At 37.3% G+C, this 17,603-nt stretch carries 9 protein-coding genes; 7 read left to right on the top strand and 2 right to left on the bottom strand.

All coding sequences use genetic code 11. The features are described from left to right. Positions 1-23 precede the first annotated feature (23 nt). Complete coding sequence (locus tag PZ898_RS21430; protein WP_277694201.1) at positions 24-482, top strand: hypothetical protein; 459 nt, start codon at positions 24-26, stop codon at positions 480-482. Between the two features lie 103 nt (positions 483-585). On the opposite strand, the gene PZ898_RS21435 is transcribed toward PZ898_RS21430, so the two are convergent. Further along, positions 586-3,315 carry a T9SS type A sorting domain-containing protein gene (locus tag PZ898_RS21435; RefSeq protein ID WP_277694202.1) on the bottom strand — a complete coding sequence of 910 codons (2,730 nt, stop codon included), beginning with the start codon at positions 3,313-3,315 and terminating at the stop codon, positions 586-588. Positions 3,316-3,406: 91 nt separating this feature from the next. After that, on the bottom strand, positions 3,407-5,413 hold the full coding sequence (ligA, locus tag PZ898_RS21440; protein ID WP_216445174.1) for an NAD-dependent DNA ligase LigA: 2,007 nt from the start codon (positions 5,411-5,413) through the stop codon (positions 3,407-3,409). Positions 5,414-5,736: 323 nt separating this feature from the next. Between ligA and PZ898_RS21445 the strand changes: the two genes are divergently transcribed. From PZ898_RS21445 to PZ898_RS21470, 6 genes are all read left to right on the top strand, one after another. Beyond that, on the top strand, positions 5,737-8,820 hold the full coding sequence (locus tag PZ898_RS21445; RefSeq protein WP_277694203.1) for a carboxypeptidase regulatory-like domain-containing protein: 3,084 nt from the start codon (positions 5,737-5,739) through the stop codon (positions 8,818-8,820). Between the two features lie 167 nt (positions 8,821-8,987). Continuing rightward, a complete protein-coding gene (locus PZ898_RS21450) occupies positions 8,988-9,734 on the top strand; it encodes a glycerophosphodiester phosphodiesterase family protein (RefSeq protein WP_277694204.1) in 747 nt (248 codons plus the stop codon). Positions 9,735-10,221: 487 nt separating this feature from the next. Then, positions 10,222-13,185, top strand: coding sequence for a SusC/RagA family TonB-linked outer membrane protein (locus PZ898_RS21455; protein ID WP_277694205.1), 2,964 nt, complete (start codon positions 10,222-10,224; stop codon positions 13,183-13,185). A 9-nt stretch (positions 13,186-13,194) separates the two neighbouring features. Next, a complete protein-coding gene (locus PZ898_RS21460; protein ID WP_277694206.1) occupies positions 13,195-14,643 on the top strand; it encodes a SusD/RagB family nutrient-binding outer membrane lipoprotein in 1,449 nt (482 codons plus the stop codon). Positions 14,644-14,714: 71 nt separating this feature from the next. Then, positions 14,715-16,277 (top strand): calcineurin-like phosphoesterase C-terminal domain-containing protein, encoded by a 1,563-nt coding sequence (locus tag PZ898_RS21465; RefSeq protein WP_277695613.1) that lies wholly within the window; start codon positions 14,715-14,717, stop codon positions 16,275-16,277. A gap of 172 nt (positions 16,278-16,449) precedes the next feature. Continuing rightward, positions 16,450-17,163 (top strand): 3-ketoacyl-ACP reductase, encoded by a 714-nt coding sequence (locus tag PZ898_RS21470; RefSeq protein WP_277694207.1) that lies wholly within the window; start codon positions 16,450-16,452, stop codon positions 17,161-17,163. Positions 17,164-17,603: the final 440 nt, after the last annotated feature.

Here is a 17,603-nt window from a genome sequence, read left to right on the forward strand (position 1 = left end):
TTATATTTGCGATAAAAATAGAAATGAGAAAAACGTTAGGACTCCTATTATTCTCAGTTGTACTGAGTATTCAGGTCTCTGCACAAACATTCACAGTAGAACAGCTTAACAGTTTCAACAAACTTACGATGGATGAGTTTAAAAAAGAAATGAAACAGCTTCAGTTCAAGTTTTATGACAGAACAGAAGGCGTAAGCTTCCTTTTAACCGAATACGAAGCTCCGAACTATACCTCGAAAATCGGAAAGTTTGAATACAAAGAAGAAAAATATGAAGATCGAATTGAGTTTGAGTTTAATGACAAAAAAGACTATGAGCAGTATCTTAAACTGATATTGACTGCCGGGTATAAAGAAACCGAGAAAGGAAAGATTATCACCAAAGAGCTTTATACAGATTACTACAAGAATAGGGAACATATCAGGCTGATCCTGCCAAAATCAGGAGAAAACGCTCCGTATACTATTATTGTTTTTAAGTAAACAAGATTATATATATTCCGAAGATACCTGAAAATATTGATTCTTAATAAATAAAAAGGCTGTGAAATCTATCACAGCCTTCTTTGTTATTCATTTTATAAATTTAATCCTTAATAAACTTCTGTACAATTACTTTGTCTTTTGTGAAAGCTTTTAGAATATAGTTTCCTTTAGAAAGTTCAGAAACAGAAATTGAGTTTCCTGTTACACTTAATGAGCTGATAATTCTTCCAGTCGCATCATAGACTTCAGCTTTGATGATTTCCTGCCTTGATCTGATATTTAAAACATCTTTTGCAGGATTAGGATAAACAGAAATACTCTGGTTTTCCTTATCAATTTCTGCTGTTGCCAATACATTTTGAACGCTTGTCGTATAAGTATTGGTAATAATCGGATGGTTGTAATCGAAATAGATTTTGGCTGTATTACTGAAGCTGTTCCCGATATTTAAGGTCGATTTTGTTTTAATCTTAAATGAAACATATCCGTCATTATTGGCATCATCAAAAGGCAGTTGGATGTTTTCAAAGATGAATTCTACGGTATTCGGATTGGTAATTCTTGTCACAAAATTGTGGCTTCCGTTTAACGCTACCAAGGAAGAAATATCAAATTTAGTAATGTCAATTTCATCTTTTACCACAATGTTCTGTGCATTGGCTGTTCCTGTATTTTCAAATCTGATCAGGTAATGTACATAGTCTCCCACCTGGGTTTGTGCAATAGTAGTTCCTTCAAGACAAGTCTTATCATTCGGGTCAAAAGAATTAACAACCGTTTGGTTCAATGTGAAGGTATTGTCAGCAGGTGTTTCGTCTGTAGCTCCATTGATTTGTACTGTGTAATGTAAAATATCACCTCCATTTAGCGGTGGAGCCTGTGTTGGTGTATTTAATTTCAATGTTACTGTGATCTCTTTCTGCTGTAAAGGAAGAAGATTGGTGAAATTCCAGATCAAAGTTCCTGTGGATTGGGTATCGGGAGAAACGGTTGCATTCAGGAAATTCATTAGGTTATCATTGAAATTGAAAACAACATTTCCGGATTGGGCAACTGTTCCCTTATTTTTGTAAATAATTTTGTATTTTGTATCAAATCCCGGAACGGCAGCCGTAGTAGGAATAATTAAGACTTCAAGATCATTATGGGTTCCGTTCGATGTTAAGCAGAAATTTTGAGTCAATGGACTTGTTTGGGATGGGAAATTTACTGTCAAAGAACTTGGTGAAATTGTCCAATAGGCAGGATTTTCTAAAACGGGAGTTAGTGTATGGGTTCCGGCTCCTACAGCAATAGAATGATTTCCAGAATTGTTGGCAATAAAAGTTGCTGACACAGATCCATTAGTAATATTAAATTGCTGCAATGCTTTATTTAAATCATTGGAGTCACATCCATTCCCATTACTATCATATTTTGTATTTCCTTGAATTGTGTAAGAACTACCACCCGGAGTAAAAGAACAGTAAGAATTAATTACAACAGCAGAATTAATTCCGTTATAGTTAACGTAATACGCGAAATTATCAATTTGATTCGGATCACAACAAATATACTTTAATAAATTATTAGAGCTAAAGTTACACATGTGGGCTTGTAATGCTCCATTTTTTGCAAAAAGAAATTTTAAATTATTGGAGCTGCAGTTTATGCTTGTTAAAAGTGGATTATGAGTAATATCCAAAGTCTGTAAATTATTACCTCCACAACCTAAGCTGTTTAAGTTTGATAACATTGAAAGATCTAAGGTTGTGAGGCTATTATTAGTACAATTTAATGACATTAATAGAGGAGAGGATTGTAAATTGAGATTTTGCAGCATATTTGATGAGCAGTTAAGAACTTTGAGAGCAGGAGTATTTTGGAGATTAAGATTGTTAATATTATTGAACCCACATTCCAGACTTTCTAATAGATTGTGATTGCTTACATTCAATGAGGTTAACATATTATTATTGATGTTAAAATCCACCAGATTATTAAGTGTACTGATATCGATGCTAGATAATTTATTATTAAAGATTTGTAAGGTATTGATACTTGAACTATTAGTTAAATTTATACTTTGCAAATTAGATCCATACGTACAATATACTTTTTTTAATTCAGGTAAGTTCTGAAGATTTAAAGAAGGTAAGGCGTAAAGTTTTGTAAGCTGCACTTCATTCAGCATATTACAACCCTGTAAGTTCAGGCTTGTTAAAATATCCATTTCCTCAAGACGTACGTTTTTAAGAGTAGGTTTATTGCTTAAATCCAAGGAAACGATAGGAGCTTTAAACATCATTACAGTTTCCAAATTCGGAAGATTTTGAAAGGTCATACTAAACGGATTTGAACTTACTCCCACAACAATATTTTTAAGAGATGTACTTTGTATATCCAATGCAGTAAACCCATGGTTAGAAATATCTAAATTTTTTAATTTAGGACAATTTTGAATGTCAAGAGAAGTAACACCATTGTTGTTTACGACTAACTTTTCTAGATTAGGAAGGCTTAAATTGATGTTTGTAAGATTGTTTCTGTTAAGATCTAAAGAAACTAGATTAATAAAACTTTCAATTCCTGAAAGATTTGACATATAATTTGTATTCGGAGAAGATGATAAATCAAGATAACTAAGATTTATAGCTTCAGATACTTGAATTTGCCCATCATTATTCAGATCAATCTTAGTCCATGTTCCGGCTAAATTTTTAGCTATCTGATTAGTATTACTGTTAGCACTCAATAATTTTGTCATAAAATTGGTATCAGTAATATTGACAGTTTGTGCCTGAAATATGGCAAAAAATATCATAAAGATAATTAAGTAGAGTTTTTTCATGGATTAGTTTAGTAGCTTATTTAATTAAAAAGGCAAAAATAAACCATTAAGACAATATCTTAATGGTTTATTTAATATTATTTTGATTTTATTACTGTTTCTCAATCAAATCCAGAAACTGTTGCTCATCCAGGATTTCAATTGTTCCGATATCCTGTGCTTTTTTCAGCTTACTTCCTGCTTTTTCACCTACTACAAGATAGTTGAGGTTTTTTGAAACCGCAGAAATATTTTTTCCGCCATGCTTTTCTACCATTTCCTCAGCAGATTCTCTGGTAAATAATGACAATTTTCCGGTGAACAGGAAAGTTTTTCCTTCCAGAACATTGGATAGAACCTCATTGGTACTTTCTCCTTTTTCAAGCTGTACTCCGTAAGATTTCAATCGTTCGATCATCAATACGTTTTCAGAATTCTGGAAGAAATCGACAATGCTTACTGCAATTTTAGCTCCGATGTCTTCTACCTGGCAGAGCTCTTCTACGGTTGCATTTTTCAATTCTTCAATCGTTGGGAAGTTTTTAACCAGTTTCTTGGCAACTGTTTCCCCCACGTGTTTGATCCCGATTCCGTATAAAACTTTTTCAAAAGGAATTTCTTTGGATTTTTCAATTCCTGTGATGATATTCTGAGCCGATTTCTCAGCCATTCTTTCGAGTGGAAGAAGTTGTTCTTTTGTTAAAACATAGAAGTCGGCAGGATTTTCAATCAGTCTTTCTCTGTACAGCTGTTCAATCGTTTCACTTCCAAGATTATCAATATTCAAAGCTTTTCTGGAAACATAGTGGATCATTCTTCCTACAACCTGTGGCGGGCAGTGAAGCTCGTTCGGACAGAAATGGATGGCCTGATCCTCAATTTTTACCAGCTCGGTACCACATTCAGGACAATGTTTGATATATTCAATTTCTTTGCTTTCTTCAGTTCTTTTATCTGTGTTTACGCCTACGATTTTCGGAATAATTTCACCTCCTTTTTCTACATACACGAAATCATGTTCATGAAGATCCAGCTTTTTGATGATATCTTCATTGTGCAGAGAAGCTCTTTTCACAATGGTTCCGGCCAGTAAAACAGGTTTAAGATTAGCAACAGGAGTAATAGCTCCGGTTCTTCCCACCTGATAAGAAACGCTTTGAAGTTCTGTTTCTACTTTTTCCGCTTTAAATTTATAAGCCATAGCCCAACGCGGAGATTTGGCCGTATAGCCAAGTTGTCTCTGCTGCTGTAGTGAATTCACTTTTAAAACAATACCATCAATTTCAAAAGGAAGATTATGACGTTCTGTGTCCCAGAAAGTAATAAATTCCTGTACCTCAGCCATTGTTTTACATAATTTGGCCTGCTGGGAGGTTTTGAAGCCCCAGCTCTGAGCTTTCTGAAGCAGTTCCCAATGGGTTTCCGCAGGAACTTCATCAGAAATAAACTGGTATAATACGGAAGAAAGTCCACGCTTTCTTACCTCAGCGCTGTCCTGCATTTTCAAACTTCCGCTGGCAGTATTTCTTGGATTCATGAAAGGATCAAGCCCTTCTTCCTCACGAAGTTTATTGATTTTGTCAAAGTTTTTTCTGGTCAGATAAATTTCACCACGCATAAAAAAATGAGCAGGGAAATCACCTTTTAAAGTCAGAGGAATATCTGAAATGGTACGTACATTCGGGGTAATCTCATCACCCTGGAAACCGTCACCACGGGTCACAGCCTGTGAAAGCTTACCGTTTTCATAAAGAATAGAAATGGAAGCACCGTCGTATTTCAGCTCAGCAACGAATTCTACCGGATCGTCAATCGTTTTGATGATTCTCTTTTCCCAGTCTTCAAGATCGTCAAAATCATAGGAATTGTCCAGAGAATACATTCTGAATTTATGCTGAATTGTGGGGAAAACCTTGGTAACACCACCACCCACACGTACTGTGGGAGAATTTTCATCATAAAACTCTGGGTACCTGGCTTCCAGATCCTGTAGCTCCTCCAGAAGCATATCAAATTCATAATCTGTAATGGTGGGAGTATCCAGTTGGTAGTAATTTTCGTTATGCTGGTGAAGCTCTTTGCGGAGCTGTTCTATCTTTTGTTGAATGTTTTCAGACATTGCTTTTCTATCTTTTGAGCAAAAATAACTAAAGTAATTGCATTTAGAAAATAACAGAATAAAATAGATAGGAAAATTAAAAATGCTTAATATGCTTTAACAGATTGGTTCTGTATAACATAAAACATATGTTTAAACTAATTTAACATAACGTTTTGATTTAATTAAAAAAATGTTAAAACTTTCTTAAACACCCCGCTCTTAAAGTCAAAATACCTTTGCACATCTGATTGAAAGAAACCTCATAATGATCTATCATAATGAAAATCAAAGAGGTTTCCTGGCGAACATCAAAAAATTAATCATAAAGATCTTCGGAAGAAATGAAAAAAGTAAAGATTGTACTGGGATTATTGTTTTTAGGGCTTGGGACAATGGCTTATGCACAGACCACGCAGGCTTCTATTGTAGGGAAAGTTACCGGACCGGGAAGTACGGCTCAGGAAAAAGTGAAAGTGACGATCGTGAACGAGTCCACAGGATTCAGAACGGAAACGGAAACCAACTCAAAAGGAGAATATATTTTTAAAGAAATTCCTCTTGGCGGGCCTTACACGGTTATTGTCAATGATGATAAAAAAGAAGGTTATAATGTCAACTTCGGAGATCAGGTGACCGTGAATATGGATCTGGGGAACGAGAAGACTATTGAGGAAGTAAAAATTACAGGAAACCTTAAAAACAAGATCGGAAACTTGGGAGCAGCTACCGCAATTTCTGCGAAAAACATCAGCATGCTTCCGGTGAACGGACGAAACTTCACCAATCTTACGGAACTATCTCCGTTAAGCGGAAAAGGAGGAAACCTTTCCGGCCAGCTTGGATCTTCTACCAACTTTACGATTGACGGGATGACCGCAAAAAATCCTACTTCTGCAGGATCAACAACGAGCCGAAGCGGTGCACCATTTTCCATCTCCATTGAAGCGGTCCGTGAATTCAAAATCACTACCAACCAATATGATGTTACATTGGGAAGAAGCGGAGGAGGAACAGTAAGTGCTGTTACCAAATCAGGAACCAATAAATTTTCCGGAAGTGCCTGGGAATATTTAAGAACAAACTGGCTTTCCAGTCCATATGACATCAGAGGAAACAAAAGAAATAATGACTTCTCTACTTCGCAGTTCGGATTTTCATTGGGAGGTCCGATCATTAAAAATAAATTACACTTCTTCGTAGCATGGGATCATCAGCTGGATTCAAGACCTTTAGTGATTGCTGATATCAAATCTCCGGATGATGAGAAGAGATTCAACACAACTACGCAAACGCTTAATCAGTTCCTGGATATTGCAAGAGCAAAATATGGAGTAGGAAGCAGCCCGCAATTCGGAACTTTTGATAAAGTGAGAAACTCTGATGCCGGTTTCTTACGTCTAGACTGGCAGATTAATGAAAAGCATTTATTAACGCTTAGAAATAACTTTACTTACGATCTTAACAAAAACGGATTAGGTGATAATACCAATATCAACTTTTTTGAGTCGTACGGAAATGATAAAAACCTTGATAACAGTTTATTGTTAACTTTAAGATCAAATCTGAGACCTAACTTAACCAACGAATTAAAGGCGCAGTATCTCTATACTTTCCAGGACAGTTACCAGAACAATCAATTAGGAAAACCTGTACCGAGAGCTATTGTTGAAGGAGTATCTTCCAGCGCGGGATCTACGAATATTCAGATCGGAGGACACCGCTTTGCTCAGGAAAGCTTCAGAAATAATGTGTTCCAGATTGTAGATAATTTATATTACAATACAGATAAGGTAAAATATACGTTTGGGGCAGACCTTATGTATACAACAGCAAAATCGGTATACGGAAGTGAGGTGAACGGAAGGTTCCATTTCCAGGGAATGAGCAATTTTGAGACCATGACACCTTACCGATTCTATAGAGAAGTTCCTTTGGTGGCCGATCCGTCTGTCAGATCAAATATCTGGAACATCGGTCTCTATGGGCAATTCCAGACCAAAGTAGCTAAAGGACTTGATTTAATGGCTGGTTTGAGATTAGATTACGGTGGTTACCCGAAAGCAGAATTCAACCAGAAACTGTTTGATGAAATGGGAATCAGAACGGATAACCAGATCAAATCATTTGTCATCCAGCCAAGATTCCAGTTTGACTGGAACATCAATGAAGGAAATAAAGACTTCCTGAAGTTCGGTGCCGGAATTTTCTCTTCCGATATCAACAATTATATGATCATCAACAACCTTGTATTTGATGGAAAGCATCTGGCTACTGTGGATGTAACGGGTAAAGATGTTCCTTTCCCGGATTTCAACAGCTATAGAGATGATTATAATACGGTTCCGTCACTTTCCCAGAAGCAGATTCCGACGATCAACTATACCGGTAAGGATGCAAAGATCCCGATCGTTTATAAAGCCAATATCTCTTATACCCATTTCTTCAATGAAAGGTTCAGAGCAGGAATTGCAGGATATATGGCTTTAGGTAGAAACAATTACTATTATTACGACAGAAACATGGTGGCCAATCCTTTCTTTACACTGGCTAACGAAGGTGGAAGGGGAGTATTTATTCCTACAGGAGCTATTACCAATAATGCCAATAACAGTGTAAGTTTCGACTGGAAACAGGGAAGAATCAATAATAATTTCGGAAGAGTACTGGAATTGGTGAGCGATGGTAAAGTAAACCAGTTCTCATTCGTAATCGATACAAGTTACCGCTACTGGAAAGATGGAGAAATCACCGCAAGTTATACATGGTCTGATATCAAAGACAATACTTCATACAACGGAAACGTAGCCAACTCTGCAACATTGTCTACCATGATTCAGAGTGATCCTAGAGATTTGAGAATGACCTATTCTGACAACCAGTTCAGAAACAAAGTCGTGATCTATGGAAACTCTCCTACCATTGCAGGATTTACATTGGGGATCAGGTATTCAGGAATCGGAGGAACGCGTTTCTCAGCAACCACAGGAGGAAACATCAACGGCGACTTCGTAGATTCCAACGATCTTGCTTTTATCTTCCCTAATCTTACCAAATCCATACTGGATGATCCGCAGGTAGGGCAGGACCTGAAAGATTATATCAATGAATATAACGGAAGAATCGCAGAGCGTAACGGAGGTAAAAACGGTTTCTACGGTGTTTGGGACGTACGTGTTGCCAAGAAAATTAAATTCGATAAAGTGGGAGCTTTTGAACTTTCTGTTGATATTTTCAACGTAGCCAACCTTCTTAACAAAGAATGGGGGGTAAACAAATCATACTCAAATACTTCTTTGTATAAGGTAACCAAGTTCAATAAAGATACGATGCAGTACGAATACACCAAAAACGTAAGTGGAGGCGGTTTGGTTCCTCTGACAGGAAATCCTTACCAGATCCAGATCGGTGCGAAATACAGTTTCTAACTTTTACCTTTTTTAACCACTGAAGACATAAAAGAAATTGAGCAGGCTATGGTAAATCTCACCTAGCTTTAATCAGTAAATCTTTTATGTCTTTTGGTTTTTATTTTGTAATAACTACCTTTATCAGGAAGTTTCACGACTTTATTTTAATAATTTAAAATTATATTATGAAAAATTTTATCTTAGGGTTAGCAGTTTTAAGTACAGTTATGATGAAAGCACAAACCCAGATTATTGCCCATAGAGGATATTTCCAGGCTCAGCCTCCAACAACAGAGAATTCAATTCAATCATTGGAAAATGCCCAGAAATTAAAAATATATGGGGCGGAATTTGATGTAAGAATGACAAAAGATGGTGTATTGGTGATCAATCATGATGAACACCATGGTAAAATGGAAATTTCAGAAACTCTTTTCAAAGAACTGGAAGCATTGAAATTATCCAACGGAGAAAAATTCCCGACCTTAAAAGATTATTTAAAACAGGGGAAAAAAGACAAATCTCTGAAGCTGATCGTTGAGATCAAGCCAGCGAAAACTCCGGAAATAGAAAATGAGATCACGCAAAAAACGATCAAAATGATTAAAGATATGAAGCTGGAATCTCAAAGTGAGTTTATTTCTTTCAGCCTTAATATCTGTAAAGAGATCAAAAAACTGGCTCCGTCTTTTAAAGTACAATATCTGAACGGTGAACTGTCACCTGAGCAGATCAAAAAAGAAGGATTGGATGGTATGGATTACCACTACAGCGTCTTCCAGAAAAACCCAACATGGATTGCTGATGCAAAAGCATTAGGGTTAATTACCAATTCATGGACCGTAAATGACGTTGCTGTTTACGAAGAATTGAAAAAACAAGGAATAGGATTCGTAACAACCAATATTCCTGATCAGTTGAAGAATAAATAGATTTAACATCTTCAGAAATATAACAACTGAAGGACAAAATATTTCCCTCCTCCGGAGGGGTGGCAAAAATTCAAAGAATTTTTGACGGGGTGGTCAAACGAAATTTTTTAACCATCTCTACAAATAACCAATAATTTATGCAGTCTGCCTCTTATATGGAAGCAGGCTGCTTTTTTTAGAAGCTAAGCCCTTCTTTTTAAGAGTTAATGAAAGAATCAAGTGCTTAGATTTTGTTTTAATATATTGTTATTCAGTGTGTTGGTTGTTTTGTGTGGTATTATCTCAAAGACAGACAATAAAGATACATAAATACAACCTGGAAACCGTATTAAAAATACTTAATTGATTAAGTATTTGTTGATTAGGTGTTTAACTAATGTTATTAAGACTTGATTAACATATGGTTTAATAAATTTTTAAGAAACGTTAAAGTCATGTTAAGGCCATCCTTGTAATGTCGTTCTAATTTTGCGCAAACAAAAAGGAAATGCGTAAAGAGACACAAAAACTGTTGGTTTTGTCGCTGTTAGGATTGGTCAGCGTTAATCTGGCAGCTCAGCAGAAAGCTAAAAAAGATACCATTAAAGGACTTGATGAAGTAGTAGTGACTGCTTTGGGAATCAAGAGGCATGACAGAGCCTTAGGGTATGTTGCTGAGAAAGTAGATGCCAAAACATTTGAAGAAACCCAGAATAATAACTGGGCACAGTCGATGGAAGGAAAAGTCGCTGGTCTTAAAATCCAGACGGCCGGAGCAGGGCCGTTGGGAACTTCCAGAATTACTTTGAGAGGGGAAAAATCCATTATGATGGATCACAACTACGCTCTTATTGTAGTGGATGGAGTGCCATTGGGGAATTCTACCACAGGTTCCGGTACGGCTGCGTATGGAGCAGGTTCCGGAGGTGACGTTCCCATCGATCTTGGAAATGGATTGAACAGCATCAACCCGGATGATATTGAATCCGTAACGGTATTGAAAGGAGCTTCTGCAGCCGCATTATACGGATCACGCGCTGCCAACGGAGCTTTAATGATCACCACAAAATCCGGAAAAACTAAAAACGGAAAACTGAGGGTTACTTTTAACTCTTCCTCAAGCTTTGATTCTGTATTGAAATGGCCGGACTGGCAATACGAATACGGGCAGGGAACACTGGCAACCAATACAGCAGGAAACTTCTACTATTCTTATGGCCTTTCTCCGGATGGACCAAATACCGGAGGAACCAGTAGTGCTTTTGGTCCTAAATTCGCCGGACAGTATTATTTCCAATACGATCCTAACGTAATGGGGCAGAGCAAGGAAAGACAATTGTGGAGACCTTATGAAAATAACATTAAAGGTTTCTGGAGAACAGGTTCTACCTACTCGAACAGTATTTCCGTAGAAAGCTCCAACGAGAAAACCAGCTTCAGATCTTCACTTACTTACCTAAATAATGAGTGGATGATGCCAAATACAGGCTTCGACAGGTTCAATTTTGCTTTGTCATTTGCCCATCAGCTTACCCAAAAATTAAAAATATCAACAAAATTTGCCTATAACACTACTACCAGTGATAATCTTCCTGCAACAGGATACAACAACCAGTCGATTTCCTATTTCATGATCTTCCAGAATCCCAATGTAGATCTGGAGTGGTATAAGCCGATCTGGAAGCCGGGGCAGGAACAAATTGACCAAATCCATCCGTTCAGCTCCTATATTGACAATCCATATATGATTGCTTATGAAATGCTGAATGGAGTTAGAAAGAAGACTATTACAGGAAATATCACAGCGGATTATCAGTTTAATAAGAATTTCAGTGTAATGCTGAGGTCAGGAATTGAAATCCTGAATGAAAAAAGAACGACCAAAAGACCCTGGAGCTCTGCCAATTACCTGAAAGGTTTCTACAGAGAACAGTTTATCAAAAACCAGGAATATAATAACGACCTTTTGTTCTCATATAAAGCCGATTGGAATAAATTCAGTATTTCAGCATCAGCAGGGGGAAGCATTCGTTATAATGAATACCTGCTTAATGATTATCAGGCCATCGGACTGAAAACAGCAGGAGAATACAGCCTTACCAACGCACTTTCTATTCCGGTTAAATATCCGGCACCCAGAGATAAACATGTAGACAGTGTGTACGGATTGCTTACTCTGGGATATGACAATAAAATATTTGTGGATATTACCGGAAGAAACGACTGGAGCTCTACGCTTCCGAAGCAAAACAGATCATTCTTTTATCCTTCGGTGAGTACCAGTTTCATTTTATCAGATATTTTTAATCTGAAAAGCAATAATCTGAACCTATGGAAACTGAGAGCTTCATGGGCAAAAGTAGGGATAGACAGTGATCCTTATCTTTTGGATAACTATTATACAGCAAGTAATATTACAGGGAGTGTAGTGGCGCCTACCACTTTTAATAATCCATCTCTTAAACCTGAAAAAAATACCAATATTGAAGCCGGTATGGATTTCAGCCTTTTCAAAAACAGATTGAACCTTAATCTTACTGCCTACCAGAATTTCAGTGAAAACCAGATTATTCCGGTATCGATGCCTACAGAAAGCGGATATTCCAAAAGGATCATCAATGCCGGAAAAATCCGAAACAGAGGCCTTGAACTTTCAGCGGATATCTTAGCCATAAAAGGTAAAGACTTCTCATGGAAAGTTGGTGGAAACTGGTCTACCAACGAAAACAGGGTGATGACCTTACCAGAAGGCTTTGACGGTATTGTTTCCAACGTAGGAGATGTAGTATTCTATAAAATGGAAGTAGGAGGTTCTTTGGGCGATATGTATGGCTTTAAACTACTAAGGACTCCGGATGGAAAAGTAATTTATGGCGATAACGGACTTCCTGCAAGACCAGCAGATATTGAAAAAGTAGGAAATGCGTTCCCGAAATGGAGAGCCGGTCTTCAGAATGATTTCCGAATCAAGAACTTTACGATCAGTTTCTCATTTGACGGTCAGTACGGTGGTATTGCTTATTCTCAGTCACATCATAAAATGTCTGAACAGGGTAAGCTGAAATCTACCCTTCCGGGAAGAGATAATCCTGGCGGAATGATTGTAGGAGACGGTGTTGTCCAAAATCCTGACGGATCGTTCAGTACGAATACAAAAGGAGTACTGGTATCTTCTTATTACGGAGATTATTATAGAAGGGCTAATGTGGAAACCAACAGCTTCAGTACAGACTTTATTAAGCTGAGAGACGCAAGAATTGCCTATTCATTCCCGAAAGAAACCATAAAATCAATAGGTCTGGATGATCTTACCATTGCCATTTTCGGAAAGAACCTGTGGATGTGGACCAAATTTCCAATGTTTGACCCCGAAGTGGCTACGTTGGATAATGCAACCATTACTCCCGGAGTGGAAATGGGACAACTCCCGGCAGCAAGAACAGTTGGTTTTCAGTTAAATCTTAAATTCTAAATTTTAAAAATGAAAAAAATAATTATAAATCTGACATTGGCAGTTTCGGTTTTCATGCTTCAATCCTGTGACAGAACTTTCGAGGAGTTCAATACAGATACCAGCAGGATTAAAGACCCTTCCGTTGGAAGCCTTCTTGCTCCCATTCAGTATGAAATGGCGAGTTACGGCTATAACAGAGCAGATGATTTCACTTTTGATATGATGCAGATTGCTTTAGACTTTCCCAATGAAGGAAATTCCTACAGCAGATATTATATGGATGAAAAAAGTGGTAACGGATACTGGAATACTTCTTACAGATGGCTTAAGCAGGTAAATGATCTCAGAAAATATGCAGACAAAGAACAGAATAATAATTACCTTGCTATTTCAATGGTCCTGAATGCATGGATTGCCTCCAACCTTACTGATGCTTTCGGAGATATACCTTTTTCTGAAGCGCTTAAAGTTGAAGAAAATATTTTAAGACCAAAATATGATAAGCAGAAAGATATCTACATTCAGCTGTTAAATGATCTGAAAACAGCCAACTCGTTATTCAATACCAATCAGGTATTAACGGAAACCGATCTGTTTTATAATGCCAATACCAACAGCCAGACCGGAATTTTAGGATGGAAAAAATTCTGTAATTCTCTTTCATTAAGATTATTAACCAGAATTCTAAGCCGAAACGGAGAAGTAAATGTCTATGAAAGAATTCAGGAAATTATCAATAATCCGGCTCAATATCCCATTTTTCAGAATAATACAGACAGTGCAGTGCTGCCGCTTTCCGGAATATCTCCCTACCTGCCGCCAATAGCCCGCCCACAGGATTTTACCGCTTCCAGGGCTGCAGGTGAATTCTTTGTGAATGCCATGAAAGATAATAATGACCCAAGACTGAGCCTATTTTTCACAAAAGCGAAAGCAGGAACAGGAGAAGATCTTGGTTATAAAGGAGCTCCTTCAGGATACGCTTTGGGAACATCTTTCAACTATCAGCCTTCCAACCTTAATCAGAATCTGGCGAAAGCACCTTTAAAGATTTTAATCATGACTTATTCTGAAGTTCAGTTTATCCTTGCAGAATTAGTCAATAAAGGAATCATCGCGGGAAACCAGCAAACCTATTACGAAACCGGGGTGAAATCTATAATCGAACAATGGGGAGCAACAGTTCCTGCCAATTACTTCAGTAATCCTAAAGTGGCGTATGACGGCTCTCTGGAAAAAATTATACTTCAGAAATACATATCCCTGTTTTTTATTGACCATCAGCAATGGTATGAATACAGACGTACAAAACTTCCTGTACTCCCTAATAACGGAGGGCTTCAGAACGGAGGGCAAATGCCTGTGAGATTCATGTATCCTACGGCTACAAAAGTGATGAATACAGATAATTATAACGCAGCCGTACAATCGATGGGAGGAGACAATATCAACGTGAAAATGTGGTGGAATAAATAAAAGTGTCAATTGAAAGATTAAAAAATAATTTAAAGATTTAAAAAATTATGACTATCAATATAAAATATATCATGCCTTGTATGCTGGTTTCAGCAATGGCGCTCGCACAGACTTCTGTCTCAGGATATGTATTCGAAGACCTCAACAAAAATCAAAAGAAAGAAAACCGTGAAAAAGGAATTGAAGGCGTAGCTGTCTCTAATGGAGTGCAGGTAGTTCTTACGGATAAAAACGGTAGATACAGTCTTCCGGTTCAGGAAGATCAAACTATTTTTGTGATCAAGCCTTCAGGGTATCAGACTGCTTTAAATGCAAACAATCTTCCACAGTTCTATTATCATCATAAACCTAATGGATCTCCTGCAGATTTTAAATACAAAGGAGTAGCTCCCACAGGAGACCTTCCCAAAGAACTGAACTTCCCGCTTTATAAGCAAAACGAAAACAAAAATTTTGACATCCTTGTTTTCGGTGATCCTCAGCCTTACACAGAAAAAGAACTGGATTACTTCAAAAGAGGAATCGTAAACGAAGTAAAGAATACAAAGAAAAATGCAGTATTGGGTATCAGTCTGGGAGATCTGGTAGGAGACAACCTAAGTCTTCAGAAACCTTACGCAGATGTGATGAAAGAAGTCGGACTACCCTGGTATAATGTGATGGGAAATCATGACATAAACTATGATGCAAAGGAAGACAGGCTTTCCGATGAAACATTTGAATCTAATTTTGGTCCTGCCAATTACTCCTTCAACTACGGTAATGTACACTTCATCATTTTAGATGATATTCTTTATCCGGACCCGAGAGACGGCAAAGGGTATTGGGGCGGATTCCGTGATGACCAGCTTCAGTTTATCGAAAATGATCTGAAACTGGTTGATAAAAATAAACTGATCGTCATTTCTTTCCATATTCCATTGGAACATAATAATGAAGACAACTTCAGAAATGCGGACCGTCAGAAATTATTTGATTTTCTGAATCCTTTCCAGAATGTATTGCTTTTGTCAGCACATACTCACATCCAGCAACAGATTTTCTATGGCAAAAAAGCAGGCTGGAACGGAATCAAAGAATTACACGAATATAACGTAGGAACTACTTGTGGCGACTGGTATTCAGGAACACCGGATGAAGCCGGACTTCCTACCTCAACCATGAGAGATGGGACTGCAAAAGGTTACTCTTTCATCAGTTTTACAGACAATCAGTATAAAGTTAAGTACAGAACAGCCGGGAAACCGGAAGACTATCAGATCAAATTATATGTTCCGAAAGTAATTTCTTCCTCAAGAACCTCTGCCAAAGTACTGGCTAACTTCTTCATGGGAAGCAAAAAAGACAAGGTAGAATACAGAATAGACGGTGGAAAATGGGAAGAAATGAAGTACGATGAAACCATCGACCCGAATTTTGCTCTTTCTGTTTTCAAATGGGATTCTACAGAGAAAATTCTTCCGGGCAGAAGACCTTCAAACCCTGAAATGTCAAAACATATCTGGGAAGCGGATTTTCCTAAGAAATTATCATTAGGAAAACACAAGGTTGAGGTGAAAGCTGTAGACATGTATGGAAATGAATTCTCCGCTTCAGAAGAATTTGAAGTTCAGAACGCCATCCAGATTCCTTAAGCTTTTTATTTTTTTACTATACCTTTTTTTAGATTTGAAACCGGTTCTTATGAGCCGGTTTTAATTTTTATCGAGTTTTACGATAAACAATTAAAAAACTATTAAATCCATGTTTTCGCTGTTTCGTAAAAATGTTCTTTCGTAACTTTGTATCAAGAAAAGTATCATTACTATGAATATAAACGGAAAAAATGCCATTGTAACAGGTGGTGGAAGAGGACTAGGAAAAGCTGTAGCATTAGCTTTAGCCAATGAAGGAGTAAACGTTGCCATTACAGGAAGAAACGAAGAGAACCTTAAAATGACGGTTGAAGAAATCAAAAAATTAGGAGTACACTCAGCCTACGCAGTATTTTCTGTAGACAATGAAATTCAGGTAAAAGCTGGAATAGAATCTTTAGCAGAACAATTGGGAGGAATTGATATTCTGATCAATAATGCAGGAATCGGAGACTTTGGTTCTATCGAAGAAATGCCTTCTGAAACTTGGGAGCAGGTTATTAAAACCAATCTTTTCGGAGTATACTATGCAGCCAAAGCAGTTTATCCCTTCATGAAAGCAAAAGGAGAAGGTGATATAGTCAACGTAGCCTCTACTGCAGGTCTGAAAGGAGGTCCTAATATGTCTGCATACGCCGCTTCAAAAGCAGCCGTAGTATCTCTTTCTCAATCTATGATGGCAGAATGGAGAAAACAAAATATCCGTGTCATTACGCTGACTCCAAGTACTATTGCTTCTGATATGAGCATCCAGGGCGGTCTTACAGATGGAAATCCTGATAAAGTATTACAGCCGGAAGATTTTGCAGAATGGGTAAGAGATATCCTGAAAATGAACAGAAGAGCGCTGATTGCAAACGGTTCTATATTCTCTACAAATCCTTAATAAGGTTTTAAAATTTAAAGTTCAAGGTTGAGAGTTTAATGTTTAAAGCTTTCGGCAAAGGACATTTTAATCTAACTTGAACAATAAAATTCAATAGGAGCGGGCTTTAGCCCGCTTTATTTTGTATGTTTCTTAGGCTTTAGCCCAAACTTACAATCTTTCGCATTTTAAAAAATCTACATAGCCTTTAGGATAGAAAAAATAAGTTTCGGCTGAAGCCAATGGAAATTTGTCATGATTTTGAAGACGGGCTAAAACCCGCCTCTATTGAAAATACGATGCAATCATCCGTGTCATCCGTATAATTTGTGGGAGAAAAAATTAACAAATAAACTTTTTTACCACATCCACAATTTAAAAAAACATAAAACTCCCCGGTTTCAGCCAAAAATGACTCCATCATTTTTTTTACCGTAATAACATTAGTATTTTTGCAGAAA

This window comes from Chryseobacterium sp. WX (assembly GCF_029542485.1).
GTDB classification, from domain to species: Bacteria; Bacteroidota; Bacteroidia; order Flavobacteriales; family Weeksellaceae; genus Chryseobacterium; species Chryseobacterium cucumeris.

Coding starts and splice junctions, on each gene's coding strand:
- PZ898_RS21450 (WP_277694204.1), top strand. CDS start 8,988: ATGAAAAATTTTATCTTAGGGTTAGCAGTTTTAAGTACAGTTATGATG.
- PZ898_RS21455 (WP_277694205.1), top strand. CDS start 10,222: ATGCGTAAAGAGACACAAAAACTGTTGGTTTTGTCGCTGTTAGGATTG.
- PZ898_RS21435 (WP_277694202.1), bottom strand. CDS start 3,315: ATGAAAAAACTCTACTTAATTATCTTTATGATATTTTTTGCCATATTT.
- PZ898_RS21445 (WP_277694203.1), top strand. CDS start 5,737: ATGAAAAAAGTAAAGATTGTACTGGGATTATTGTTTTTAGGGCTTGGG.
- PZ898_RS21460 (WP_277694206.1), top strand. CDS start 13,195: ATGAAAAAAATAATTATAAATCTGACATTGGCAGTTTCGGTTTTCATG.
- PZ898_RS21465 (WP_277695613.1), top strand. CDS start 14,715: ATGCCTTGTATGCTGGTTTCAGCAATGGCGCTCGCACAGACTTCTGTC.
- ligA (WP_216445174.1), bottom strand. CDS start 5,413: ATGTCTGAAAACATTCAACAAAAGATAGAACAGCTCCGCAAAGAGCTT.
- PZ898_RS21430 (WP_277694201.1), top strand. CDS start 24: ATGAGAAAAACGTTAGGACTCCTATTATTCTCAGTTGTACTGAGTATT.
- PZ898_RS21470 (WP_277694207.1), top strand. CDS start 16,450: ATGAATATAAACGGAAAAAATGCCATTGTAACAGGTGGTGGAAGAGGA.